The sequence below is a fragment of the Marinobacter alkalisoli genome (assembly GCF_045449795.1).
Taxonomy (GTDB): Bacteria; Pseudomonadota; Gammaproteobacteria; order Pseudomonadales; family Oleiphilaceae; genus Marinobacter.
In genome coordinates this window covers 130,354-156,100 of the sequence record NZ_JBJJLB010000019.1, presented here as the reverse complement: position 1 = coordinate 156,100, position 25,747 = coordinate 130,354, and the positions used below count along the sequence as shown (strand labels likewise).

General features: G+C 58.2%; 25 protein-coding genes. 8 read left to right on the top strand and 17 right to left on the bottom strand.

Annotation, left to right across the window (positions count from 1 at the left end; all coding sequences use genetic code 11):
* Positions 1–13: 13 nt before the first annotated feature.
* The 10 genes from tmk to ACJO3M_RS09395 all read right to left on the bottom strand — a co-directional run bounded on the left by tmk (position 14) and on the right by ACJO3M_RS09395 (position 7,954).
* Positions 14–646 (bottom strand): dTMP kinase, encoded by a 633-nt coding sequence (gene tmk, locus ACJO3M_RS09440; RefSeq protein WP_407001141.1) that lies wholly within the window; start codon positions 644–646, stop codon positions 14–16.
* Positions 643–1,698 carry an endolytic transglycosylase MltG gene (mltG, locus tag ACJO3M_RS09435; protein WP_407001140.1) on the bottom strand — a complete coding sequence of 352 codons (1,056 nt, stop codon included), beginning with the start codon at positions 1,696–1,698 and terminating at the stop codon, positions 643–645. Before mltG ends, tmk begins: the two co-directional genes overlap by 4 nt.
* Before the next feature lies 1 nt (position 1,699).
* Positions 1,700–2,509, bottom strand: coding sequence for an aminodeoxychorismate lyase (gene pabC, locus ACJO3M_RS09430; RefSeq protein ID WP_407001139.1), 810 nt, complete (start codon positions 2,507–2,509; stop codon positions 1,700–1,702).
* 18 nt (positions 2,510–2,527) lie between these two features.
* Positions 2,528–3,775 (bottom strand): beta-ketoacyl-ACP synthase II, encoded by a 1,248-nt coding sequence (gene fabF / locus ACJO3M_RS09425; RefSeq protein WP_407001138.1) that lies wholly within the window; start codon positions 3,773–3,775, stop codon positions 2,528–2,530.
* Positions 3,776–3,906: 131 nt separating this feature from the next.
* Complete coding sequence (acpP, locus tag ACJO3M_RS09420) at positions 3,907–4,140, bottom strand: acyl carrier protein (protein WP_012136033.1); 234 nt, start codon at positions 4,138–4,140, stop codon at positions 3,907–3,909.
* A gap of 132 nt (positions 4,141–4,272) precedes the next feature.
* On the bottom strand, positions 4,273–5,016 hold the full coding sequence (gene fabG / locus ACJO3M_RS09415; RefSeq protein ID WP_407001137.1) for a 3-oxoacyl-ACP reductase FabG: 744 nt from the start codon (positions 5,014–5,016) through the stop codon (positions 4,273–4,275).
* Positions 5,017–5,033: 17 nt separating this feature from the next.
* On the bottom strand, positions 5,034–5,972 hold the full coding sequence (fabD, locus tag ACJO3M_RS09410) for an ACP S-malonyltransferase (RefSeq protein WP_407001136.1): 939 nt from the start codon (positions 5,970–5,972) through the stop codon (positions 5,034–5,036).
* Positions 5,973–6,085: 113 nt separating this feature from the next.
* A complete protein-coding gene (gene plsX / locus ACJO3M_RS09405) occupies positions 6,086–7,087 on the bottom strand; it encodes a phosphate acyltransferase PlsX (protein ID WP_407001135.1) in 1,002 nt (333 codons plus the stop codon).
* Positions 7,088–7,130: 43 nt separating this feature from the next.
* Positions 7,131–7,310: a 50S ribosomal protein L32 gene (gene rpmF, locus ACJO3M_RS09400; RefSeq protein WP_406984839.1), complete on the bottom strand. Its 180-nt coding sequence runs from the start codon at positions 7,308–7,310 to the stop codon at positions 7,131–7,133.
* Between the two features lie 89 nt (positions 7,311–7,399).
* On the bottom strand, positions 7,400–7,954 hold the full coding sequence (locus tag ACJO3M_RS09395) for a YceD family protein (RefSeq protein ID WP_407001134.1): 555 nt from the start codon (positions 7,952–7,954) through the stop codon (positions 7,400–7,402).
* 129 nt (positions 7,955–8,083) lie between these two features.
* On the opposite strand from ACJO3M_RS09395, the gene ACJO3M_RS09390 reads away from it, so the two are divergent.
* The gene (locus ACJO3M_RS09390) at positions 8,084–8,677 is read left to right on the top strand and encodes a Maf family protein (RefSeq protein WP_407001133.1); all 594 of its coding nucleotides are present in this window, start codon (positions 8,084–8,086) and stop codon (positions 8,675–8,677) included.
* Positions 8,678–8,687: 10 nt separating this feature from the next.
* On the opposite strand, the gene ACJO3M_RS09385 is transcribed toward ACJO3M_RS09390, so the two are convergent.
* The 3 genes from ACJO3M_RS09385 to rluC are packed head-to-tail and all read right to left on the bottom strand — an operon-like array spanning position 8,688 to position 11,533.
* Positions 8,688–9,719, bottom strand: coding sequence for a S49 family peptidase (locus ACJO3M_RS09385; RefSeq protein WP_407001132.1), 1,032 nt, complete (start codon positions 9,717–9,719; stop codon positions 8,688–8,690).
* A 32-nt stretch (positions 9,720–9,751) separates the two neighbouring features.
* On the bottom strand, positions 9,752–10,399 hold the full coding sequence (locus ACJO3M_RS09380; protein WP_407001131.1) for an HAD family hydrolase: 648 nt from the start codon (positions 10,397–10,399) through the stop codon (positions 9,752–9,754).
* 45 nt (positions 10,400–10,444) lie between these two features.
* Positions 10,445–11,533 carry a 23S rRNA pseudouridine(955/2504/2580) synthase RluC gene (gene rluC, locus ACJO3M_RS09375; RefSeq protein ID WP_407001130.1) on the bottom strand — a complete coding sequence of 363 codons (1,089 nt, stop codon included), beginning with the start codon at positions 11,531–11,533 and terminating at the stop codon, positions 10,445–10,447.
* A 599-nt stretch (positions 11,534–12,132) separates the two neighbouring features.
* Here rluC and rne point away from each other — a divergent pair.
* Both rne and ACJO3M_RS09365 read left to right on the top strand, forming a co-directional pair.
* Positions 12,133–15,306 carry a ribonuclease E gene (rne, locus tag ACJO3M_RS09370; protein ID WP_407001129.1) on the top strand — a complete coding sequence of 1,058 codons (3,174 nt, stop codon included), beginning with the start codon at positions 12,133–12,135 and terminating at the stop codon, positions 15,304–15,306.
* A 3-nt stretch (positions 15,307–15,309) separates the two neighbouring features.
* Positions 15,310–15,852, top strand: a complete 543-nt coding sequence (locus tag ACJO3M_RS09365) for a YecA/YgfB family protein (protein WP_407001128.1) — start codon at positions 15,310–15,312, stop codon at positions 15,850–15,852.
* On the opposite strand, the gene ACJO3M_RS09360 is transcribed toward ACJO3M_RS09365, so the two are convergent.
* Positions 15,849–16,730 (bottom strand): PHP domain-containing protein, encoded by an 882-nt coding sequence (locus ACJO3M_RS09360; RefSeq protein ID WP_407001127.1) that lies wholly within the window; start codon positions 16,728–16,730, stop codon positions 15,849–15,851. The two genes, ACJO3M_RS09365 and ACJO3M_RS09360, sit on opposite strands and share 4 nt — an antisense overlap.
* An 87-nt stretch (positions 16,731–16,817) precedes the next feature.
* Between ACJO3M_RS09360 and ACJO3M_RS09355 the strand changes: the two genes are divergently transcribed.
* The 3 genes from ACJO3M_RS09355 to ACJO3M_RS09345 all read left to right on the top strand — a co-directional run bounded on the left by ACJO3M_RS09355 (position 16,818) and on the right by ACJO3M_RS09345 (position 18,208).
* Entirely contained in the window at positions 16,818–17,117 is a 300-nt protein-coding gene (locus tag ACJO3M_RS09355) for a YciI family protein (protein WP_407001126.1), read from the top strand.
* A 124-nt stretch (positions 17,118–17,241) separates the two neighbouring features.
* Complete coding sequence (locus ACJO3M_RS09350; RefSeq protein ID WP_407001125.1) at positions 17,242–17,913, top strand: TIGR04211 family SH3 domain-containing protein; 672 nt, start codon at positions 17,242–17,244, stop codon at positions 17,911–17,913.
* A gap of 4 nt (positions 17,914–17,917) precedes the next feature.
* Positions 17,918–18,208, top strand: coding sequence for a PilZ domain-containing protein (locus tag ACJO3M_RS09345; protein WP_407001124.1), 291 nt, complete (start codon positions 17,918–17,920; stop codon positions 18,206–18,208).
* A 56-nt stretch (positions 18,209–18,264) separates the two neighbouring features.
* On the opposite strand, the gene rraA is transcribed toward ACJO3M_RS09345, so the two are convergent.
* Both rraA and ppsA read right to left on the bottom strand, forming a co-directional pair.
* The gene (gene rraA / locus ACJO3M_RS09340) at positions 18,265–18,744 is read right to left on the bottom strand and encodes a ribonuclease E activity regulator RraA (RefSeq protein ID WP_407001123.1); all 480 of its coding nucleotides are present in this window, start codon (positions 18,742–18,744) and stop codon (positions 18,265–18,267) included.
* Between the two features lie 30 nt (positions 18,745–18,774).
* On the bottom strand, positions 18,775–21,168 hold the full coding sequence (gene ppsA / locus ACJO3M_RS09335; protein ID WP_407001122.1) for a phosphoenolpyruvate synthase: 2,394 nt from the start codon (positions 21,166–21,168) through the stop codon (positions 18,775–18,777).
* A gap of 103 nt (positions 21,169–21,271) precedes the next feature.
* Here ppsA and ppsR point away from each other — a divergent pair, with 103 nt between their 5' ends.
* Complete coding sequence (gene ppsR, locus ACJO3M_RS09330; RefSeq protein WP_407001121.1) at positions 21,272–22,087, top strand: posphoenolpyruvate synthetase regulatory kinase/phosphorylase PpsR; 816 nt, start codon at positions 21,272–21,274, stop codon at positions 22,085–22,087.
* Positions 22,088–22,147: 60 nt separating this feature from the next.
* On the opposite strand, the gene ACJO3M_RS09325 is transcribed toward ppsR, so the two are convergent.
* The gene (locus ACJO3M_RS09325) at positions 22,148–25,072 is read right to left on the bottom strand and encodes an insulinase family protein (RefSeq protein ID WP_407001120.1); all 2,925 of its coding nucleotides are present in this window, start codon (positions 25,070–25,072) and stop codon (positions 22,148–22,150) included.
* A 122-nt stretch (positions 25,073–25,194) separates the two neighbouring features.
* Between ACJO3M_RS09325 and ACJO3M_RS09320 the strand changes: the two genes are divergently transcribed.
* Positions 25,195–25,731, top strand: a complete 537-nt coding sequence (locus ACJO3M_RS09320; protein ID WP_407001119.1) for a hypothetical protein — start codon at positions 25,195–25,197, stop codon at positions 25,729–25,731.
* Positions 25,732–25,747 lie beyond the last annotated feature (16 nt).

Below are 25,747 nucleotides of genomic sequence, written 5' to 3'. Positions count from 1 at the left end.
ACCAGCTGGGGCATCAGGCCATGGCAACCAGCTCGGTGATACGACGGGTCACATCCCCGGTGACTTCATCCAGGGATCTGCCCGCATCCACCACCTGATAACGATCGGGATCAGCAGCGGCACGCTCCAGATAGGTATCACGGATCCGCTGGAAGAAATCCACCGCCTCACGCTCGAAGCGGTCCAGTTCGCCCCGGTGGCGGGCACGGGTCATGCCGGTTTCCACCGGCGCATCCAGCAGGATCACCCGATCCGGGCGGACCTCGCCCTGAACCAGGTTCTCCAGCAGGGCAATGCGTTCCGCGGGCACACCACGACCACCACCCTGGTAGGCGAACGTGGCATCAGTGAAGCGGTCACACAGCACCCAGCGACCGGCCTCCAGTTCCGGCAGGATGCGAGTATGAAGGTGCTGTGCCCGGGCGGCGAACATCAGCAACAGCTCGGTCATATCGTTCACCGGCTCATCCCTCGGCGCCAGCAGCAGCTCACGAATGGCTTCGGCCATCGGCGTGCCACCGGGTTCCCGGGTGACGATAAACTCAACTCCGAGGGTTCTCAGCGTCTGCGCGGCAGTTTCCAACTGGGTGGATTTACCCACCCCTTCGGAGCCCTCAAAGGTGATGAACTGACCACGTTGACTCATGGATTATCCTCATTTACCACCGGGGCCGGCGATGACCGGTAATCCGAACGACGGTTCAACTGGTACTCCCTGACAGCTTTCTGATGCTCGCTCAATGTACGGGAAAACTTGTGGGTACCATCACCACGGGCGACGAAGTAGAGCGCATCCCCATCTTCCGGGTTCAGCGCCGCATGAATAGCTTCCCGGCCCGGGAGTGCTATGGGCGTGGGCGGCAGTCCATCAATGCGGTAAGTGTTGTAAGGGGTGTGACGCCGCAGATCCTTGCGGGTAATACGACCGATATAGCGATCGCCCAGGCCATAAATCACCGTGGGGTCCGTCTGTAACCGCATGCCCTTCTGCAACCGGCGCACAAACACACCGGCGACCTGGCCTCGTTCGTGGGGGGCGCCGGTCTCCCGCTCAACGATGGACGCCATAATCAGGGCTTCGTAGGGCGAATCGTACGGCAGGTCTTCAGCGCGGTTGCCCCATTCCTCGGCCAGAACCCGTTCCATGCGCTCAAAGGACCGGCGCAACAGATCCAGATCGGTTTCACTACCGGTAAACGCATAGGTATCCGGAAAGAAACGCCCCTCCGGATGCTCGCCCTCGGCACCGATGGCTTCCATGATCACTTCATCACTCCAGTCCGTGGTTTCCTTTTCCAACCGCTCGCTGTTCGCAAGAGCCTGTCGCATGTCCCGAAACGTCCAGCCCTCGATAAACTGGATGAACCACTGCTTGGTATCACCGGCCACCATCTTCGCCACGATATCTCTGGGCGTCATACCTGAGACGATCTCATACTCCCCGGCCTTGACCTGGACAACCTCCGGATTCAGGCGGCCATGGATACGCAGCCACAGAGAGTCTTTCAGAAATCCTTCTGCCTCCAGCATACGGGCCACTTGGCCGAAACCGGTGCCGGAAGGCACATCAAGAAGAACGGGCTCTTCCAGGGCGACAGGAATGTCCAGGGTATTCAAACCCTGCCAAACCCAGAGCGCACTGCCAGAAACAGCCAGCACCAGGACACAAATGACGGATATCAATAACTTCCGGAGCAAACTAGGATTCCACTAAATCGAGAGGGTTGGAGATTGTCGCAAGAGCGTCATCAACAGGCAAATCCAGCCCGTCGATTCTGCGAGCCGGCACCACACCAATAATGCTGTTCATCAGGTAGAGGCCCCGGCAGTCCTTGCCCTCAAGGCTCGACGGGGAAATCGTTGAATATTCAACTTTCTCTCCCTGACTCTCCAGATAGTCCAGCACATGGGCACGCATAATGCCGGCCACCGCCAGTTGCTCACGGGGTGGTGTTACCCAATGGCCACCGGCGTTCAGTAATACGTTGGTGCGAGTGCCTTCAACCAGCTGGCCGGCAGGGTCACGCATAATCAACTCATACAGGTCGTCGGTGAGCTCACGGCTCGCCATCACTTGTTCCAGCCGGTTGAGCGACTTGATACCCGCCAGACGCGGGTTTACGGTCAGTGGAAACTCCGCCAGGCCGACTTCGACACCCTCTGGACCGGGAAGCGGCGGCATGGCACTGGCGGATACGATCAGACTTGCTCCCCCCTCAGCCGCGGGCCGGTAGCCACGGCCACCGCTGCCACGGGTCAACACCAGCTTGAGGACCCAGCCGTCGGAGCCAAAGGAACCGGCATGCCGATCAACAGCCTCGCGCACGGCATCACGCAGTTCACGCTCGGTGACCGCAATGCCCAGTACGGCCGCATCCGTCACCATTCTGTGTATGTGCCGGGAAAGCAGAACAGCCCCGCGCCCTTCCATACGAATGGTTTCAAACAGTCCGTCACCGTATGCCAGACCACGATCGGTCGCCGAAACACGGCTACTGTTCGCTGACATCACGTTCAACAAACCGGCTTAGTCCTCGTAACGTCGGAAAATCAACGTACCGTTGGTGCCACCAAAACCGAAGGAGTTGGACAGGGCAACACGAACATCCGCTTTCCGGCTCTGATTGGCAACCAGGTCCAGATCACAGCCTTCATCAGGGTTGTCCAGGTTAATGGTAGGCGGCAACACGCCCTCACGGATGGCCAGAACGGAGAAAATCGCCTCAACTGCGCCGGCAGCACCCAACAGGTGCCCCGTCATGGATTTGGTACTGCTCATGGCCAGCTTACTGGCGTGATCGGCAAACACACTCTTGACCGCGGCCACTTCAGCTATGTCGCCCACCTGGGTTGAAGTGCCGTGGGCATTGATGTAACCAATCTCGGACGGCTCGATGCCCGCATCCCGAATGGCGTTCTTCATGGCACGCGCGGCGCCCTCGCCAGACTCCGGCGGAGCAGTAATATGGTGAGCATCGTCGCTCATGCCGAACCCGATAACCTCTCCGTAAATGGTCGCTCCCCGGCGCTGGGCATGTTCCAGATCCTCAAGCACCAGAACCCCTGCGCCATCACTCAGCACAAAGCCATCCCGTTCTTTGTCCCAGGGGCGGCTGGCCTTCTCCGGCTCATCATTGCGGGTAGACAGCGCCCGGGCTGCGGAGAACGCCGCCACACCGGTGCGCGTAGTGGCCATTTCGGAGCCACCGGCCAGCATCACATCGGCATCGCCGTAGGCAATGGTTCGCGCAGCGTAACCGATATTGTGGGTGCCGGTGGTACAGGCCGTGGTAATGGCGATATTGGGGCCGCGATAACCAAAGCGAATCGCCACGTTTCCGGAAATCATGTTGATAACGGAGGCCGGCACGAAGAACGGAGACACCTTGCGCGGCCCCGACTTGTCCATGGCAAGCACGCTTTTCTCGATAAACTCCAGCCCACCAATACCGGAGCCAATGGCAACGCCGACCCGTTCGCTATCCAGTTCGGAATACTGCTCCAGACCACTGGCCTCCACTGCCTGCTGCGCAGCGATCAGACCATAATGGATGAAGGCATCCAGCTTTCTGGCGTCCTTCGCGGACAGGTAGGGCTCGATGTCCAGATCCTTGATGGCACCGCCTATCCGGGTGTTGTAACCGGAAGCATCAAAGCGATCGATCATCCCTATTCCGCTCCGCCCTGCCCGGATTCCTTCCCAAGAGGACTCAACACTGTTACCCAGCGGTGACAGCATACCCATGCCCGTAATCACAACACGTCGTTTAGTCATAACCCCTTTCACCTGATTTGGCCATGTGAAACCGAAAACTGATTGAACCTGAATTGTCAGCCAATAAAAAAGCCGTCCTCAGATTTTACACAAGGACGGCTTCGGGCCTGGCTTATAAAACGTGCAGAGTATCAGGTATGCGCGACGATGTAGTCGATCGCGTCCTGAACACTGGCCAGCTTTTCGGCCTCTTCATCAGGAATCTCGGTTTCAAATTCCTCTTCCAGGGCCATAACCAGCTCAACGGTGTCCAGTGAGTCAGCGCCAAGATCCTCTACAAAAGAAGATGAGTTCTGAACTTCGGACTCTTTAACGCCCAACTGTTCACAAACGATCTTCTTCACGCGCTCTTCAACTGTACTCATAATGTCCTCACTTTTGTGTCAACCAAGCAACTTAAGTGCTGCCAGTTTAGTTTAAACCCTACCTGCAAACAAGCAGGGATTCTGTCAAACATGTTGTGCGACAAGGAGTTGCGCACAAACCCGGAAACGGGCTTATCCCATGTACATGCCGCCGTTTACGTGAATGGTTTCACCCGTTACGTAACCAGCCGGTTCCGACGCCAGAAAGGCAACCACAGCTGCCACTTCTTCCGGCTCACCCAGACGACCTGCGGGTATGACTTCCAGCATAGCCTCGCGTTGCTTGTCGTCCAGTTTTCGGGTCATATCCGTGTCGATAAATCCGGGCGCCACGCAGTTTGCGGTGATGCCACGATTCGACATTTCTTTCGCCAGGCTTCGGGTAAACCCTTCCACGCCGGCTTTCGCAGCGCAGTAGTTACCCTGCCCGGGATTGCCCATGCCCGCCACTACGGAGCTGATATTGATAATCCGCCCCCAGCGAGCCTTGGCCATCCCGCGAAGCACCGCCTTGCTGGTGCGGTAAACACTGGAAAGATTGGTTTCCAGCACGGATGTCCAGTCATCGTCCTTCAGACGCATGAGGAGGTTATCACGGGTAATACCAGCGTTGTTGACCAGGATCACAGGTGCGCCGGATTTCTCCACCACCGATTTCAGGCCATCCTCAATGCTGGCGGGGTCTGCCACGTCCATCACGATACCGTAGCCTTTCAGCCCCGCATCTTTGATGGCAGCCGAAATTGACTCAGCACCCTCTGAGCTGGTCGCCGTACCTATAACCTCGGCGCCCTGTTCTGCCAATGCCCGTGCGATGGCCTTGCCAATACCCCGGGTCGCACCAGTGACCAGTGCGGTTTTGCCTTCAAGAGACATGTATCGCTCCCTTCTGTTTAGGACTGTCCGAATGCGTCCACTGCTTTCGCGAGCGCATCCGGCTCTTCGATTCCATACACCGACAAATTGCGGTCGATACGCTTGATCAGACCAGCAAGAACCTTACCAGCCCCACACTCCACGACAACCTGTACGTCACTGGCAACCAGTGCACGCACAGAGTCGGTCCAGAGCACCGGCGAATACAGCTGCTTGACCAGGTTGGCCTTCAGTGTATCGGAATCCTTCTCTGCCGAGGCGTTAACATTCTGTATAACGGGGATGACAGCATCATTAAAGCTGACTTCGTCCAGCGCGTTTGCCAATTCCTCAGCAGCGCCTTTCATCAGCGCACAATGAGAGGGCACACTCACCGGCAATGGCATGGCCTTGCGAGCCCCTTTCCCCTTGCAGGCTTCGATCGCACGTTCCACCGCTGCTGCGGAGCCGGCTATTACAACCTGCCCCGGCGCATTGAAATTGACGGCGGAAACCACATCCCCGTTGGCTGCGTCTTCGCACGCAGCAACCACGTCAGCGTCTTCCAGACCCAGAATGGCAGCCATCTTGCCTTCTCCGGCAGGCACTGCATTCTGCATCAGCTCGCCACGCAGCCGCACCAGTTCGATGGCATCGAGAAAATCCAGGCTTTCCGCCGCTACCAATGCACTGTATTCACCCAGGCTGTGGCCCGCCAGAAAGTCGGGCCTCTTACCGCCTGCGACAAACCACTGACGCCACAGGGCGACACTCGCCGCCAGCAACGCAGGCTGGGTCACCGTGGTCTGATTGAGTTCTTCTGCGGGGCCTTTCTGGCAAAGGTGCCACAGATCATAACCAAGATGTTGAGACGCTTCAGAGAAGGTCTGCTCGATGATGGGCCAGTGCTCGGCAGCTGATGCCAGCATGCCTACTGACTGCGACCCTTGTCCGGGAAAAATAAAGGCTGATTTCATAAGCGGGATCTTACCGTCATTGGAGGGTTGCGGGAGATTAGCCAATAGTACAATTTAAGACATCATCTCACCAATGTACCGGCTTCAGGGGACAGACTTTAGTCTCAGGCGGGTCAAACCATCAAATCATCGAGGCGATCATTGATGCGCTGGGGCACCTCCAGCTCAACTTCCTTGACGGCCTGACGAATGGCCGAGAGCATGGCGCGCTCATTGGCATTACCGTGGCTCTTGATCACCACGCCCTGCAGGCCAAGCAGGCTGGCACCATTATGACGGGAAGGGTCCATCAACCGCAGCAAGCGACCAATAATCGGGCGGGCCAACAGACCCACAAACCGCCCGTACAATGTTCGGGTAAAGGTTTGCTCCATCAACTCAATCAGCAGGCCGGCCACCCCTTCCCCGGTTTTCAGGGCAATATTACCGACAAACCCATCACAAACCACGACGTCGGCCACGTCACGGAACAGATCACTGCCTTCCACGTACCCGATATAGTTGATGGTATCGCACTGGGCCAGCATGTGGGACGCAAGGCGAACCTGCTCATTGCCCTTGATTTCTTCCTCACCCACATTCAGCAACGCCACCCGGGGCTCTGGCTGGGCACAAATAGCGGACGCCATCAGCGAACCCATAAGGGCATACTGATAGAGGTTTTCAGCGGTGGAATCGACATTGGCGCCCAGGTCGAGCACATGGCAACGACCGCGCAGGGAGGGAATCAACTTGGAAATCGCCGGGCGCTCAATACCCGGGTACATGCGAATAATGGAACGACCAAACGCCATCAGGGCGCCAGTATTGCCCGCACTCACGCAACCCTGGGCTTCACCGTCACGCACCAGACCGAGCGCCACAGCCATTGAAGAATTGCGCTTGTGCCTGAGCGCGTGAGAGGGGCGCTCGTTCATCCGAACCACATCCGCCGCTTCGACGATGCGAATCCGGGAATGCCCTGGATCCAAAAAAGCCTCAAGCTCGCTCCGAATACCGACCAGAACAAGACTCAAGGCTTCATTTTCGCGCACCGCATCCAGTGCCGCAGAGGCAACCACTGCTGCCCCGCGATCACCGCTCATGGCATCAATCGCAATGGTGACTGCCGTCACCCTTTTTGCATCCGGCACTGGATTGCGGCCTGATTGCAACGAATTACTCGTCGCGCGCTTCGATTACCTGTTTACCACGGTAAAAGCCGTCCGGAGACACGTGGTGACGACGATGAACTTCGCCAGTAGTGGTGTCAGTGGACAGAGTTGTCGCGCTCAGGGCGTCGTGTGAACGGCGCATGCCACGCTTTGAGCGGGTCTTTCGGTTTTTCTGTACAGCCATGATTATGCTCCTGACCTGTTAACGTGAACTAAAACAGTAACGTGTGTTCGTTAGTAACGCGCTGGCTTCCCGCAGGAGACCGCGCCCGGTTAATGCTTCTTCGTTTTGAGATCCGCCAGCACACTGAACGGGTTCTCGCCTGGTGCTTTCTCCGGCGCGGCCGGTTCACCATCAGGCTCATATGCTTCCAGATCTTCCCGGGCCGGACAGTCGTTCCGGTCGTGAAGCGGGAATGGTGGCAGCACCAGCAGCAGTTCGTCTTCACACATGGACCAGAGGTCCGCGCTGAATTCGTCCGTCAGGAACGGCTCCAGCTCCTTCGGCAACTGCTGCGCCTGTTCATCACTGGTAACGAGCCCCAGTGTAAATTCTGAATTCAGTGCCTGGTGCATGGCATTCATGCAACGCTGACATTCCAGATCGACCGGAGCCTGCAACTCTCCCGATACGATGCGACGACGCTGACTGTCCATGGTGAATGACAGCCGAACCCGGCACACGGCCCCTTCGCCATACCCCAATATCGCTTCACGGAAACGTGACAATCCGCTCAGAGGAATCTCTCCCTCCAACACGGTGTTCTGCTCCGCCAACCGATAGGGATCGACAGATCTGGGCAACTCGGCGTTTGACGCTTTTGACATAGGCGCGCAATTTTAGGGGCCCGACCGGCCGCTGTCAAAGACTTCATTGCCTTTTGCACAACGGTTCCGGTATGAATAGGTGTATTCTACGACAATTCCCGGCACGACCGGCGCAAAACAGGCAGGTTCATGAAGTCGCAACCATTACTACTCGCCTCATCCTCCCCTTATCGCAGGGAATTGCTGCAACGGCTCGGCCTGCCATTTACCTGTGCCAGCCCCGACATCGATGAATCCGCTCAGCCGGGCGAGTCCGCCGAAGGCCTGGCCATCAGGCTTGCCGCCGAAAAAGCCCAGGCTCTGGCACCCACCCACCCCGGGCACTGGATCATCGGCTCGGACCAGGTCGCCTGCCTGCCGGACGGCACCATCCTCAATAAACCGGGCAACCATGAAGCAGCCATACACCAACTCACCCGAAGCAGTGGCCAGCAGGTGTCCTTTTTAACCGGGCTTGCGCTGATCAATGCCGACACCGGCGTCGCCCTGACCCATTGCGAGCCATTTCAGGTTCACTTCCGCACCCTGGAAGGCGCGGAAATAGAGCGCTACCTGGAACGGGAGCAGCCCTATGACTGCGCCGGCAGCTTCAAGATGGAGGGCCTGGGCATCGCGCTGTTCAATTCCCTTGAAGGCCGGGACCCGAACAGCCTGGTCGGCCTGCCGCTGATCGCGCTGATCGACATGCTGCGAGCCTGGGGCCTGAACCCCCTGCTTCGCTAGCACGCCCCCCTTATCGGAGTTCGAAGCGGGTTTCCATCATGCGGTCGGCCAAGGCATTGCCGACAGACACCCCGAACTGATCAACAAATCCCTGAAGGGGAGATTTGCGACGACTGTAATCAACCAGATCTTCCTCACCAATGACCTGGCGAGCCACATGGGACGCACTGCCCAGACCATCAACCAGCCCCAGCTCCAGCGCCTGCTCTCCACTCCACACCAGACCGGAGAATATGCGCTCGTCGTCGACCAGGCGATCGCCACGCCCTTCCCGAACCTTCTCGATAAACTGTTTGTGGGTGGTTTTCAGGACACCCTGCCAGAACGCAACCTCCTCGCCATCTTCCGGCGAGAACGGGTCAAGAAACGCCTTGTTCTCACCCGCGGTATAGAGGCGGCGGTCAACCCCCACTTTCTCCATCGCTTCTGTAAACCCAAAGCCGCCGGCCACCACGCCGATGGAGCCCACCAGACTGGACTTGTCGGCATATATTTCATCCGCAGCCGCTGCAATGTAATAGGCGCCGGACGCACCAATATCGGAAATAACGGCATACACCTTCTTGTCCGGATGCTCACCACGAAGACGACGAATCTCATCATAGACATAGCCGGACTGAACCGGACTGCCACCGCCGCTATTGATACGCAGCACAACCGCAACAGAATTATCCGCCTCGAAAGCCTCACGCAGGGAGCCGACGATATTATCAGCGCTGGCCAACTCATCCGCAGCTATAACCCCATCAATCTCAACGAGAGCAGTGTGCGCCCCAGTAGCCGCATCCAGACTGCCCCCCAGGGGAAACTTAAAAAGAAACAGAAGGGCAAACAGGTAGGTAAACGTCAGCAGCTTGAAAAAAATACCCCAACGGCGACTTTTCCGCTGCTCGGACTGAAGGGAAAGCACCAGCTTTTCAATCAGCTTCCAGTCACGACCGCTTTCCGGCGGCAGGCTCGGTCTCTTACCACCCTTTGACGACTGATTCTCCACGGGAGCATCCCCCCACTCGGGTTTGTTGTCAGAATTCCAATCACTCATACCCAGCTTCCCTCAATAACTACTGATACTACTTACAAACCCAGCACTTCCCGCAGATCCTGCACGGATTCGACAATGGCGTGCGGCTCATAATGCCCGAGAACATCCCGCTTGTGGACACCCCACTCAACCCCGATGGACGGCATTCCGATGCGCTGTGCCATTTCAAGATCGTAGCGGGTGTCGCCAATCATCACTGCCTCGGAGGGCTCAATTCCGTAAAACGTAATGATTTCCTTCAACATGGCCGGGTCCGGCTTGGAACGGGTTTCGTCGGCACACCGGGTAATATCGAAATGAGGGCCCAGCCCACTGGACACCAGCGCACCTTCCAATCCCCTACGGCTTTTGCCCGTCGCTACCGAACACCCCTTGCCGCCGAGGCGAATATCCGCCACCACATCCGCCATGCCTTCAAACACATTCTGGGGCGAGGTCACCTTGGCAAAAAAGTACCGGGCATAACCTTCACGGATCGCGCTCATTTCCTCACGACTGATGCCCGGGTAGAGCTTTTCCAGCGCCTCCACCATGCCCAGCCCGATGATGTCCCGGTATGCCTCACGTTCACGCGCCGGGTAGCCCAATTCGGTGGCGGCCTGATGAAGGCTGTCCGCAATATGCTCCACGGAATCCACCAGGGTGCCATCCCAGTCAAAAATTACGACTTTAACGTCCATAAACCTGTTCCTGCTCACCCGATAAACCGGCACAAAAGCCCGGAATTACCGGTTTGAATTGCGACGTGACGCCAGCCTGTCGAGAAACTGCTGAAACGCATCGTCATAAGCTGCTTCCAGCCGCACCGACTCGCCGGTCACGGGCAGGGCAAACTCCAGCGCACGGGCGTGCAGCATCAGCCTCTGCCCGCCCGCCGCGCGAAACGCTTTCAGGCTGACATCATCCATATACTTGTCATCTCCGGCAATCGGATGACCGGCCCACAACGCATGCACGCGAATCTGGTGGGTTCGGCCTGTCACCGGTGACGCCTCGACCAGGCTGTAACCGGTGAAGGCCGAGAGACACCTGAACGTGGTCAGCGAAGCCTTGCCCGCCTCGTCTACCCTGACCCGACGCTCACCGTTGGGCATCTCATAGCGCAACAGGGGCTGCTCCACCCGATTCACGCCATCAGGCCAGTCACCTGCGACCAGCGCGTGATAGTGCTTGCGCATACGCCTCTGGCGCAACTCCTCCTGCAAGTAACGCAGGGCAGACCGCTTCTTGGCCACCATCACCAGACCCGAGGTATCCCGGTCCAGGCGATGCACCAACTCAAGGAAACGGGCTTCCGGGCGAGCTGAACGCAGCACTTCGATCAGCCCGAAGCTCAGACCACTCCCACCATGCACAGCGATGCCGGCAGGCTTGTTCACCACCAGCATGTGCTCATTTTCGAACACAATGGCACTCTCCATCACACCCTGCACCCGCGAACCCGGCGCCACCTGTTCCGGTTTTTCCTTGCGCGTCACCGGAGGAATACGCACCTCATCGCCGGCCTTGAGCCGGGTATCCGGCTTTACCCTGCCTTTGTTGACCCTGACTTCACCTTTGCGAATGATGCGATAGATGATGCTCTTGGGAACGCCGCGAAGTTGAGCCAGCAGAAAATTGTCCAACCGCTGACCCTCGTTATCCTCATCCACGGTGACCCGACGGACGCCCTGGCGGACCTCGCCGGTTTTGGCCTCTGCTGGCGCAGATCCATGCTGCGGCCGATCTCCCGTTCTCGGCTTCTGATGCTGGGCAGATTTGCTCCGCCGGGGGCCGGAACGCTGTGCCTGCCTGTTTTTGGGCGCTTTGGACATGAATACCTTATCGGTGATGTGAATGCGGGATTGAAGGCCCGAAAGAATACTGTTATATTCCGGCGTGCTCTGCCGTTTGTCTACGGCCTGACCTAATGAGTCAGAAGCCGGAGCGGCAGAAGTATACCGACACTATTTGAGAGTTTGAACGCCGCAAGCCCAATCATTACCGGGTACGGCGATTAAAATGCTCCCCGGCCATCACGGCATGCCATATAAAGGCCCCTGACCGGATCCCGGGAGAGTGAAAACAACCGTACGGAAAACCGTCGGGCGACATCGCGAAGAATCATTACCAGCACGCAGGGCCGGGCCGTCCAGCTTACGAATACGACGTGAGACCCAGGCACCAGTGTGAACCTGAAAACGGATAACATGCGTCAACAGACACTTACCTTACACGACATCTCCCTGCCCTTAGGCAGAAGGACCGTCGGCGGTGGTCTCAGGCTCACGGGACAGTCTCCCCTAAGGGCCTGATCCGTCTGGCCGCCGGTTCGCTTCAGCAGTAGGAAGCCCGCGGCACGCACGTTCTGCTTCGCAGATGCATCTCCCCCCGGTTTTCTGTCAAAACCAAACGACAGGAATCCTTTCATTCCATGAAAAGAATGCTAATCAATGCAACTCATCCTGAAGAGTTGCGCGTCGCCCTCGTTGACGGCCAGCGTCTGTTTGATCTTGATATCGAATCCAGCTCCCGTGAGCAGAAAAAAGCCAACATCTACAAGGGGCGCATTACCCGCGTAGAGCCCAGCCTTGAAGCCGCCTTTGTGGACTTCGGCGCGGATCGGCACGGCTTTCTGCCCCTGAAGGAAATCTCCAAGGAGTACTTCAAGAAATCCCCGGGACAGATCGAAGGCAAGATCAACATCAAGGACGTGGTCTCCGAAGGCCAGGAAGTCATTATTCAGGTTGATAAGGAAGAGCGTGGCAACAAGGGCGCAGCCCTGACCACTTTCATCTCCCTCGCCGGCCGCTACCTGGTGCTGATGCCCAACAACCCCCGTGCCGGTGGCATTTCCCGCCGCATCGAAGGCGAAGAACGCGCCCAGCTGAAAGAGGCCATGAACGACGTTCAGGTGCCCAAGTCCATGGGCATCATCGTTCGTACCGCCGGTATTGGCCGCTCCACGGAAGAGCTCCAGTGGGATCTCGATTATCTCGTGCAGTTCTGGGAAGCCATTACCCAGGCCGCCAGCGAGCGCAAGGCCCCGTTCCTGATCCATCAGGAAAGCAACGTTATTATCCGCGCCGTGCGTGACTACCTCCGCCAGGACATTGGTGAAGTACTGATCGACGCACCGACCGTCTACGAAGACGTTCTGAATTTTGTACGCGCGGTCATGCCCACCTTCGAGAACAAGATCAAGCTGTACAAGGATGAAATCCCCTTGTTCAGCCGCTACCAGATCGAAGGTCAGATCGAAACCGCGTTCCAGCGTGAAGTGAAACTGCCTTCTGGCGGTTCCATCGTTATCGACCCGACCGAGGCGCTGGTGTCCATCGACATCAACTCCTCGCGCGCCACCAAGGGCCATGACATTGAGGAAACCGCGCTGCAGACCAACCTGGAAGCCGCGGAAGAAATCGCACGCCAGCTCCGTCTGCGCGACATGGGCGGCCTGATCGTGATCGATTTCATCGACATGACCCCGGCCAAACACCAGCGCGAAGTCGAACAGAAGATGCGCGAAGCGCTGGAAATCGACCGCGCCCGGGTTCAGGTCGGCAAGATCTCCCGCTTTGGCCTGCTGGAAATGTCACGCCAGCGCCTGCGCCCTTCCCTGGGTGAGACCCGTAGCGAAGTTTGCCCTCGCTGTGAAGGCCAGGGCACCATCCGGGGCATTGAATCTCTCGCCCTGAGCATCATGCGCCTGATCTACGAGGAATCTTCCAAGGAGAAGACTGGCGAGGTCCGCGCCATTGTTCCGGTTGCCGTAGCGACGTTCCTGCTTAACGAGAAACGCAAGCAACTGGCCGACATCGAAGCGCGCCAGGAAGTCAGCCTTGTTGTCGTACCTGCACCGCACATGGAAACACCGCATTTTGAAATCGTCCGCATGCGCGACGATGAATCAGGTGCTGAGCATGTATCCAGTTACCAGGTTGCCGAAGAATACACCCAGCGTGAAGAAGATGTGTTCGAAGCACCCAGTGCCCAGCAACCGGTTCGCGAACAGGCTGCCGTAAAAGCCATCCGGCCGACCGCCGCCCCCGCACCGGCTCCGGCCAAGGCAACCGTTGCGGCCAATGACCAGGAAGAAGGCCTGTTCCGCAAACTGGGCCGCAAGATCGCCTGCTTCTTCAGCGGTGACGATGCTACCGCCGAGTCCGAACAGCAACAGACTGCCCGGACCGCTCGCGAGGATCGCCGCAACCAGGGTCGTCAGGATCGTCGCAAATCCCGTGTTGCAAGAGACGATAGCCGCTCAGGCAACCGCAGCGGCAATGATCGCCGGCAGTCAGGCCAGCAAAATCGGGGCGACGACAACCGCAATCGTAACCGTAATCGTGGCGACGACCAGAACCGCGGTGGCCAGCAGGGTCGACAGACCTCTGACAACAAAGGCTCCGATAACAAAGGTGGCGACAACCGTCGCGGCGGTCAGGGGCGTGGCCAGGGCCGCAACCGCCCACAACGCGATCAGAAAGACCAGCGCGACCAGAAGGATCAAAAGGACAACCGCGAGCAGCAGGACAACACCGCCAAGGGCGCTCCGGAAAAAGGCGGCAGTGACGACAAGCGCCGCAAGCCGCGCCGCGCCCGTAACCGTGATGGGTCGCCGACTGAAACTCCAGCATCCACCCCGGCGGATCGCAAGGCGTCTCGCAGCGAGCGGCATCAAAAGGACACCCAGCCGGAAGAGCGTCAGGATACCTCCAAACCGGAGGTAAAAACCGATGCCAAGCCCAAGGCTGCAGAGGCCCAGGCGCCGAAGGCCGATAACAAGCCTTCGGAAAAAGCTGCCAAGGCAGAAAACCAGGCTCCAGCCAAAGCTGAGAAGAAGCCTGAAAAGCCTGAGCAGAAAGACGAACCAAAGTCCGCCGAGAAGACCCAGAGCGCGCCTGCAACGCCCGCTGATGCGAAAGCGGAAGCCAGCTCCGAGCGTAAGCCCGCACGGAAGCAGCCGGCAAAAAAGGCAGAGAGCAAGACTGAGAGTAAGGTAGAGGACCAGGCCGCGCCGTCACAGCCCGAAAAGCCGGTAGCAGCAACCGCAGACAAGCCTGAAAAGAAAGACAAGGCCGCGGAAGCGCCCAAGACCGAAAACAAGGCAGCTGACAGCAAGCCGGCAACCACCAGCGAGGCTCCGAAAGCCACGCAAGCGCCGGAAGCTGACACAAAGCCAGCCGACCAGGACAAGCAACCTGCTGAGCCCAAAGCGCAGGCACCGAAGGCGGATGCCGCCAAGCCAGAGGCACCGGCTGCTGAAACCGGGGCCGAGCCAAAAGCTGAAAGCAGTCCCGAACAGCCGGCGCCCAAGGCAGAAAAACCAGCGGCACAACCGGAAAAGCCGGATGCCAAGGCTGAGTCAGCGCCAGCAGAAAAGCCGGCAGAGGCGGCAAAACAGCCCAAGCCTGAGGCCAAACAGTCGCAGCCCGAGGCAAAACAGCCTGAGCCAGAAACCAAGCAGCCGGAGAAAGCAGCCGAGCAACCAAGCGCTGAAAAGGCACCGGAAGTACCGGTAACGCCTGGACGTGCCTACAATGATCCGAGAGAAGTTCGCAAACGTCAGCGAGCGGCGGAAGAGGCCAAAAAGGCCGGGAGTAACTAAGGCATGCTATCCAATTCGGATATTGAAGCACTGGAAGATATTCTGTTCGCGGAACCCTGGGGCGACGATGCCCTGGATTTCTTCGGGCTTCACGGAGTGGTTTGCGCCAGCGTTGTCGGACCGGTTGAACTGTCGGCGGAAGATATCTTCCGCCTGGCCACGGGAAGCGACCAGCTTCCCGACGGCCAGGTGCCTGAGATTTTCAGCCACTGCGTCAGCCAACTGACCCGGGACATGGCCCACTCCCTGGATATGGGGCAGCCCCTCGAACTTCCCGAACCGGAAGACGGCGACCCAATGAACGCACTGGAGAACTGGTGCGCCGGGTTCGTGGACACCTTCCTGGAGCGTGAGGATGAATGGCTGAACACCGGGGGTGAGGATGAAACCGCAGACCTTCTGGTGCCGATGCTGACGCTGTCCGGCCTGTTCGACGATGAAGACTTCCAGAAAGTCCGCAACAGCGACAAACTGTCCCGGCAGATGGCTGACGCTATCCCGGATTCACTGACCGACCTGTACCTGCTCTTCCACGCGCCTGACTAAGAAGCGGGCGCGCCAGGCCCTGCAGGTTGTTTGAAATGATGCCAGACCGGCTCCAGCCCGTCTGGCATTTTCACGATATTGCCCAGTTCACACCAGGGCGCCCCCGGGAAATGGAAATCGCTCCCCTGGGAAGCCAGCAACTCCTGCCGACGACACAGTTCCGCCAGAAACCCCAGGTCACCACTGGATTGGCCGGAGGTTGATACTTCTATCGATCGCCCCCCTGCCCTGATGAAATCATGAATCAGGTTGCGCAATTTGGTGGCCGTCATACGGTACTTGCGTGGATGAGCCAGCACCGCAACGCCCCCAGCCTCAGTGATCCACTGGACAACTTCCGACAGCTCCGGCCAGAAGGCCCTTACGTCCCCGGGCTTACCGGCTCCCAGATAGCGCTTGAATGCCTGCGCCGAATCTTTCACCTTGCCTTCTTCCACCAACACCCGTGCAAAATGAGGCCGCCCCGGCACATCCCCACCGGCTTTATCCGTGGCTTTCTCCAGCAAATCAGCGACTCCCACTTTTTGGAGGCGCTCGTCAATCATCCGCGCCCGGGCCCAGCGATTCTCATGCTGACGCGCAAGCGCCTCCACAAAGGCCGGACTGTCACGATCAAAATCAAGGCCAACCACGTGAATGGTCTGGGTTTTCCAGAGACAGGATAGCTCGGTGCCGCTAATGAGGGTGATCCCGGAGGCATCCGCCGCTGCTTGCGCCTCGGGCAAACCTTCAATGGTGTCGTGGTCGGTCAACGCCAGATGGGACACACCCTGTTCGACGGCCCTGCGTACCACGTCCGCAGGCGCCAGGGCGCCATCCGAGGCGGTGCTGTGGCAGTGCAGATCAATGCAGAAAGCGGATTCTTGGGTTATAGTCACACAAATTCCTGAAGCTAATATGAAATCCTGACAGGCAGTGTACCAGTCAAGCCATTGCCTGTATCACACAATGTCCCGGAGCCTTTCATGTACTACGCCATTATCAGCGAGGACGTCGATAACAGCCTGCCACTGCGGCAAACCGCCCGTCCCGCACATATTGAACGCCTTCAGGCACTCAAGGCCGAAGGTCGACTGCTGGTGGCAGGCCCGCACCCTGCCCTGGACACACCAGAACCCGGCGAAGCCGGTTTTACGGGCAGCCTTGTGATCGCCGATTTCGACTCACTGGAGGCCGCACAGAGCTGGGCCGACGCGGATCCTTACGTAGAGGCAGGTGTCTACCAGAAAGTCACAGTGAAACCGTTCAAGGCCGTTCTGCCCTGAGCATCGACCAGGCTCCATGAGCGTATTGTAATAATACGTTGCTTGAACACCGAGGAAGCTGTGACAAAATTGCGTCTTTAATCGCTGACTGTCCGCCCATCGCAAAACTCAGGAAATATAACCAGTGACGTTCATCCGCTTTATTCTCAGTATCCTTATTATCGTGTCCTCCGTAGCTGTAGCCCAGGCGAGGACCATGTATGTGGACGACCAGTTATACCTGCCTGTTCGCTCAGGCCCTGGCACCCAGTACCGGATCATTGAAAATGCCCTGCCCAGCGGCACACCCTTGGAAGTGCTCGACACCGCCAATGAAAACTACACCAAGGTGAGAACGCCCAAAGGCAGTGAGGGCTGGGTATCCAAGCAGTACCTGACCGACACCCCGATTGCCCGCGACCGCCTGGAACGTGCCACCCGCCAACTGGAAGCCGCCCGCAGCGAACTGAATGAGACCCGGGAGCAGCTCAGCACGGTGACCGCTGAACGCGACGAACTGCGCAATTCCAAAACATCGCTGTCCAGCCGCTCCGAAGAGCTTCAGCAGGAACTCAGAAGGATCAAGGAAGTATCCGCCGACGCACTGAACATTCAAAGGCGCAACCGCGAACTGCGGGAGGAAAACCAGAAAATCCGCAATGACCTGGAAGTGCTGACCGCCGAAAACGAACGGCTGGAAGCCAGCAAGGAATCCGATTTCATGCTGCTCGGCGCTGCGCTGGTGCTGGGCGGCGTCTTGCTGGCCCTCATTATTCCGATGCTCAAACCCACAAGAAAAACAGACAACTGGGCGTAACCCTATGAAGGACTACTCGGAAAAGCGCGATTTCCATCGCATGCAGGTGAACTCAGAAATCAAGATTACAGACAGTAATGGCGAGACCTTCACCGGCCTCTGCCGGGATCTGAGCGCCGCCGGGATGCAACTGTATGTTGACCGCGCCGTTGCGGTTGGCGAAGAACTACAGACCGTTCTTCACCCTTCCAGCGACCAGTTCCCTCCCCTGGAAACCGTGTGCGAAGTAGTCCGATGTGAACCAGAGGGTGATGGTTTTCTCCTGGGGGCAAACATCAGCGAAGTGACTCGCTGAAACCAAAAACGGCGGCCATTGGCCGCCGTTTTTGTTCGTACCGGGAAAACCGAAGGTCAGACCAGCGGCTTCTCCGATACGATGATGCCGTTGTTATCGGCATACACGTAGTGCCCCGGCTGGAAGCTCACGCCGTGAAAGGTCACCGGCACGTTCAGGTCGCCCAGACCGCGCTTCTCGCTCTTGCGGGGATAGGTATCCAGGGCCTGGACACCCAGCTCGGTGTTGCCGATCTCATCCACGTCACGGACGCACCCGTAGATAATCAGGCCCGCCCAACCGTTGCTCGCGGCTTTTTCCGCCAGCATATCACCCAGCAAGGCATGGCGCTTTGAACCGCCGCCATCGACAACCATCACCCGGCCTTCACCTGGCAGCCCAACCTGCTCCTTGACCACCGAGTTATCCTCAAAGCACTTAACGGTCACAATCTCGCCGCCAAAGGCCTTGATGCCTCCGTAATTATTGAAGCCAGGCTCTGCGACCTTCACTTCCGGAAACTCGTCACACAGGTCGGGGGTAATAATGTTTGCCACGTTGTCGCTCTCCTTATCCTGGAAATGAATTCAGTCGATCTTTTCGTCGGCCAGGAAGAACCAGGTATCCAGTACCGAATCCGGGTTCAGAGACACGGTATCAATACCCTGGTCCATCAGCCACTTGGCCAGATCCGGGTGATCGGACGGACCCTGACCGCAAATACCAATGTACTTGTTGGCTTTCTTGCAGGCCTGAATCGCATTGGACAACAGCGCCTTGACGGCTTCGTTCCGCTCGTCGAACAGGTGCGCAATGATGCCGGAATCCCGGTCCAGGCCCAGAGTGAGCTGGGTCAGGTCGTTGGAGCCGATGGAAAAACCGTCGAAATGCTCAAGGAACTGCTCCGCCAGAATGGCGTTGGCCGGAAGCTCACACATCATGATCACCCGCAGGCCGTTTTCGCCCCGCTTCAGCCCGTTCTCGGCCAACAGGTTCACTACCTGCTCGGCTTCGCCAACGGTACGAACGAACGGCACCATGACCTCAACATTGGTCAGCCCCATCTCATTGCGTACTTTCTGCAGGGCACGGCATTCCAGCTCAAAACAGTCCCGGAAGGTTTCAGAAATGTAGCGAGAGGCGCCACGGAAGCCCAGCATCGGGTTTTCTTCGTCTGGCTCATACAGTGTGCCACCAATCAGGTTGGCGTATTCATTGGACTTAAAGTCCGAAAGACGCACGATAACCTTCTTGGGCGCAAACGCTGCCGCCAGTGTGGAGATACCCTCAACCAGCTTGTCGATGTAAAAGTCGACCGGGGACGGATAGCCGGAAATACGCTTTTCAACCGTCTGTTTGATGTCCCTCGGCAGGCCATCGAAGTTGAGCAATGCCTTGGGGTGAACACCAATCATACGGTTGATGATGAACTCCAGGCGGGCCAGACCGACCCCCTCGTTGGGCAACGCCTGGAAATCAAACGCACGATCCGGGTTACCCACGTTCATCATGATCTTGAACGGAATATTGGGCATGGAGTCGACGGTATTTTCCCGCAGCTCAAAGTCCAGGGCGCCCTCATAGATCATGCCGGTATCGCCCTCGGCACAGGAAACGGTCACTTCCTGACCATCTTTCAGCACTTCCGTGGCATCACCACAGCCGACGACCGCCGGAATACCCAGCTCACGGGCGATGATCGCGGCGTGACAGGTACGGCCGCCACGATCGGTGACGATGGCGGAGGCGCGCTTCATCACCGGTTCCCAGTCCGGATCCGTCATGTCCGTGACCAGGACATCCCCCGGCTGAACCCGATCCATTTCGTTGATACTTTCGACAATCTTGACCGGGCCGCTGCCGATCTTGTGACCGATACTGCGGCCTTCCACCAGCACCTTGCCGGTTTCATTCAACAGGTAACGTTCCATGACATTGGCGGCGGCACGGCTCTTGACGGTTTCCGGACGGGCCTGAACGATGTAGATCTTGCCGTCGTCACCGTCCTTGGCCCATTCGATATCCATCGGGCGTTGGTAATGCTTTTCAATGATCATGGCCTGTTTGGCCAACTCTTCCACTTCCGCGTCATTAATACAGAAGCGGTTACGTTCATCCTGCTCAACCTTCACGGTCTCGACAAACTGGCCTTCACCGGGGCTGGAATGGTAGACCATCTTGATGGCCTTGCTGCCCAGGTTACGGCGCAGGACCGCCGGGCGACCATCCTGAAGGGTCGGCTTGTGAACGTAGAATTCGTCCGGGTTAACGGCACCCTGAACCACGGTCTCACCCAGGCCATAGGAGGCGGTTACAAACACCACGTCGCGGAAACCGGATTCGGTATCCAGGGTAAACATCACGCCACTGGCGGCGGTTTCACTGCGCACCATTTTCTGGATGCCGGCAGACAGGGCCACCAGTTTGTGATCAAAGCCGTGATGAACCCGATAGGAGATCGCGCGGTCGTTAAACAAGGAGGCAAACACCTCCTTGACCGAAGTGCGCACCTGCTCCAGGCCCACCACGTTCAGGAAGGTCTCCTGCTGGCCGGCAAAAGACGCGTCCGGCAGATCTTCCGCAGTAGCGGAGGAACGCACGGCGACGGCCATTTTGTCATTGCCATCCTGCAGTTTGGCATAAGCTTCTTTCAGGGCATTATCAAGCACGTCCGGGAACGGCGTATCGATAACCCACTGACGGATACGGGAACCCACCCTGGCCAGCTCGTTGACGTCATTGACATCCAGCTCGTCAAGGGCCTTATCGATCTTGTCCTTGAGATCATCGGTGGCAAGGAACTCACGGTAGGCATGGGCAGTGGTCGCGAAACCACCCGGAACGGTAACACCTGCATTGGCGAGATTACTGATCATTTCTCCGAGAGAGGCATTCTTTCCCCCTACCCGGTCCACATCGGACATTCCCAGGTGATCAAACCAGATAATGTAATCTTCCAAAGCACGTCTCCCTTGATTCATTAGAGCATTCTGCGCTGCGCAGTCTCGAACTGGGCGTGTATGATACTGTAACCTGCGGCAATTACCTAGGGAACCCGTCGAATCCGGAGTTGGACCACACACCATGAAACGAACTGCTTTCTTTATTTCCGACGGTACCGGCCTCACCGCCGAAGCCCTCGGCAACAGCCTTCTGGCCCAATTTGAAAAGATTGATTTCGAAAGGGTAACCGTGCCCTACATTGACGATGCGGACAAGGCCCGGGACATGGTCAAACGCATCAACAAGGCGTCTGAGACCGACCATAGCCGGCCACTGGTGTTCGATACCATCGTCAACAGCGATATTCGCGACATTATATCCACCGCAGACGGTTTCATGGTGGATATCTTCGGCACCTTCCTCAATCCCCTGGAGCAGGAGCTACAGTCCTCCTCCTCCTACTCGGTGGGCAAGTCCCACTCGATAAACAACGAAGGCAATTACGAGCGCCGCATCGCGGCCGTGAACTTCGCGCTCGACAACGATGACGGCGCCCGCACGCGCTATTACGATGAGGCTGATCTGATCCTGGTGGGAGCTTCCCGCAGCGGCAAAACCCCCACCTGCCTCTATCTGGCCCTGCAATACGGCGTGAAAGCCGCCAACTACCCGATCACGGAAGAGGACCTGGATGACCAGCAAATGCCTGGAGTCCTGAAACCCCACAAGGAAAAGATCTTCGGACTCACCATTGAACCGGAGCGGCTGGCAACCATTCGTAATGAGCGGCGCCCCAACTCCCGGTACTCGTCACTCAAACAGTGTATGCACGAAATCGAAGAGATTGAACTGATGTATCGCAGGGAGCGGATACCGTACCTGAACACCACGGCATACTCAGTGGAAGAGATTTCCACCCGGATCATGGTAGCCACCGGGTTGAAGCGGAACCGGTAGATTCCGATTCCTGATATTCCGGAAACAGCCCCGGCGGGGCTGTTTCCGGTGTTTCAGGGCTTACAGCTCCTGAATTTCCAGACCCAGCTGCTCCGCCACCTCGCGGTTTTCCGGACTGGTCACCACGGCGGTACTGGCATTGGCGGGCACCAGCCACTGCCGCGCCACCCGTTTGATATCATCCATCGTGACCGCCAGAACACGCTCGCGGAATCTGGCGCGCTGCTCCGGTGAACGGCCAAACAGCTCGTTATGGAAGGCATGTCTCGCCGCACCAGCCGGTGACCGGGGGCGATCCAGCTGGCCAATCACGCCGAGAATGGATTCTTCCAGTTCCTGGGGATCGTGCTCGGTTTCCTGCAACCAGGTCAGTGCACGGTCAAAATCCTCCAGAGTATCCGCCAGCCTCGGGTCGCGGTATGAGAAGAACCGGAACGTGCCGTTGACGCTGTCCTGCCCGGCACCGCCGCCATAGGCTCCGCCCTTCTCGCGAATCGCCCGGTGCAGGTAACCATTGCGCAGGAAACCGCCCAGCACGGTCAGTGCCGCGGCGTCCTCATGGTCCACGGCCACGGTACTGTACGCCCTGGCGCAGAAGTTAACCTGGGTGGAGGTGAGCCACGCCTGGCGCGTGGTGTAGTTCACCGGCTCCATCTTCCAGCCACCAGCTGCGGCCGGCCCGGCGCCCTGCCAGCAGGATTTCAGGTCATCCAGCATCGGATTCAGCTGCTCTTCCTCACCGATCACCAGGAACTGCCGCGATTGCTGCCGGACCTTCTGGTGCAACGCCGCCAGCCTGGCACAGAAAGCATCCAGTTCGGCGGGATCGTTCAGCGCCTGGTCCAACGCCTTGGTGCCGCGGATGGCTTCCAGGCCACCAATGCGGAAAGACAGCCAGGCACCCGGACTCATACCCTGGGACGCCGCTCCCATGGCCAACCCATGACCACTTCCGGTCACAGCCTGCTCCCGACGGGCACGGATCTGGGCAATCAGCTCCCGCACCCGCTCTTTTTCGTCAAAGCGGGCGCCATGGAACACATCGTGCAACAACCGGCTCAACTCGCTGCGATTGCGCGCCAGCGCTTTACCATTGAAGATCAGGTAGCCTGACAGGTCCTGGACGTCATCAACACGCCCCTTGGCCGAGAAAGAGACGCCGATGCCGCCGGATTCCGCAGAAATGCGGTCCTGCATCTGCAGGTAATCCAGCTCACCACATCCCACTTCGGGAATCAGCGTGGTGTAATACGGCAGCAGCAGGAGTTCCTCTTCGGTCAATTCAGGTACCGGCAGAACAACCTGTTGGTAGACCAGGCCGTTGGTGCCACGGGCAAACACCGTTGCCGCGATATCACCATCGTAGCGGCTCTCCGGCTCCGGCATCTGCAGGGGCACGTCGGTCAGATCCACTTTCGGCAGAATGGAATCGTCATCCTTGCGCTGCTGGCGCTCTTCCAGCGCCTGGGCGCGGTCAACAATCTGCCGTACTTCCTCTTCCGTCAGCTCGGCCTTGCGACGCGCCAGTGCCTCGCGAATGGCCTGCTGACGGCGGCTTTCCAGCTTGTCATCGGGGCGCAGGGTCAGGGTTACCCTGTGCGGATTCTCCAGCAGTTTCCTGCGGATCAGGTCCGGCACATAGCGGGGGTCGCGGATTTTCTCACGCATATCCGCCAGCACCGGCTCCAGGTCCAGCAGCTCCACCGGGTCGCCGCCATGAACCATGGGAGCAATCGCTTGCATGATCAGCTGCAACCCGTACGGGAACTGATCACCGGCAATTTCACGCTGATGCAGCTCAAGCTGATGCAGGATCGCTTCCAGGCGCTCCTCGCTGACGCCGTCTTCGACCACCTTGTGCAGGGTGCCTTCAATTAACTCTTCCAGCGCCTTGTGTTGCTCCGGCTCGCTGCCTTCAATGCCGCAGACAAAGGTCATTTCCCGGTTGGAGTCCTCCAGCCCGCACATGGGTGACGGGGCGTGGCCGATATCCGTGGTCTCCAGGGCCCGCATCAACGGCGAGGCGCTGTTCTCCAGCAGTACCGCTGACAGCAGCTGGCCTTCCAGATTTTCCTGCAGGTCAAAACTGTGGCCCAGCAACCAGCCCATCACGATATGGGTCTTGTTCTCGGTGCTCTCGCCTTCGTTGACGGCATACCCCTGCTCGACCCGCACAGGCGCAAACATGCGCTTTTCATCCCGTACCGGCAGCTCAACGTCCTGTCGATCGAACCGCTTCAGGGCCAGCTCCTCAAAGCGCTCATGGTGCTCATGGGCAGGAATATCGCCGTAGGTGGCAAAAATCGCGTTACTCGGGTGATAGTGGTGACGATAGAATTTCACCAGGTCGTCATAGCTCAGATCAACAATGTGATCCGGCTCGCCGCCGCTGTTGTAGTGATAGGTGGTGGTCTGGAACAGGTGGCTCGACAGGTTCTGCCACAGCTGGGAGGTGGGCGCACTCATTGCCCCCTTCATTTCGTTGTAGACCACGCCCCGGTAGACCAGATCGGTCCCGGGATCGTCCGGCTTGTCGAACTCCAGGCGGTGCCCTTCCTGGGCAAAGTCCAGCGGATCCAGCTTGGAAAAGAACACCGAATCCAGATACACCGACAGCAGGTTATCGAAATCCTTGCGGTTCATGCTGGCGAACGGATAGGCGGTCCAGTCGCTGCTGGTGAACGCGTTCATGAAGGTGTTGAGCGAGCGGCGAATCATCATGAAGAAAGGATCCCGCACGGGATAACGCTCGCTGCCGCAAAGCGCGGTATGCTCCAGGACATGAGCCACACCGGTGGAGTCCATCGGGAAGGTGCGCAAGGCCACGAAAAATACGTTCTCGTCGTTATCGGCAGCCATGTGCAGATGCCGCGCGCCGGTTTTGCGATGACGATACTCTTCAACCGTCAGGTTCAGAGTCCCAATCCGGTGACTGCGAAGCTTCTCAAAAGCCGGATGGGTTGCGTTGTCGATCACTGCAGCCATTCAATCTATCCTGTCTTTAACGATTTTAGACTTGTAGGGTAACACGTACTATCGATTATCATGCATCAGTCCTGTTAGCCAACCAGTCAGCCCTGTAGCCCATTAAGGTAGTATCCGAATCCATGACCACAGAAAGCCGAAACGACGCCAGCCAGGATCTGACCGACGCCGCCAGCGAGCCTGCTCCAAAACCCGCCGCAGCCACGGCGAGCCCCGGCAAGGGCACGGTACAGGCCCCGGAAGTAGCGGCCTACTGGGCGGAGCGCCGCCGCTATATCGAACGCATCCGCAAGGTTCCCGAAGTCAGACAGCGTTACTGGCGCGAGGCCGGCATGTACCTGCTGCGCCGCATTCTCTGGTCGTTCGGATTCTTCCCCATATTCCTGGCCTTCTGGGTACCATTCGTGCTCTCCAGCTTCAACCCGGTGGTGATGGCGACCGACCTGATTCCGATGCTTCAGGGCTTTGTCGACTCCAACCCGGAAGTTCAGGCTAACACCATCAGCACCATGGCCATTGCCTGGGCCTCCGTAGGGTTCTTCTTCCTGGTGTTCGACTTCGTGCTGACCCCTTTTCGTTCCCCCTATGAATACGAGGCGGATGTCTACATGAGATCCTGGGAACAGCTTAACCATGACCAACTTCCGGACAAAGTGTGAATTGTCCTGCATTATC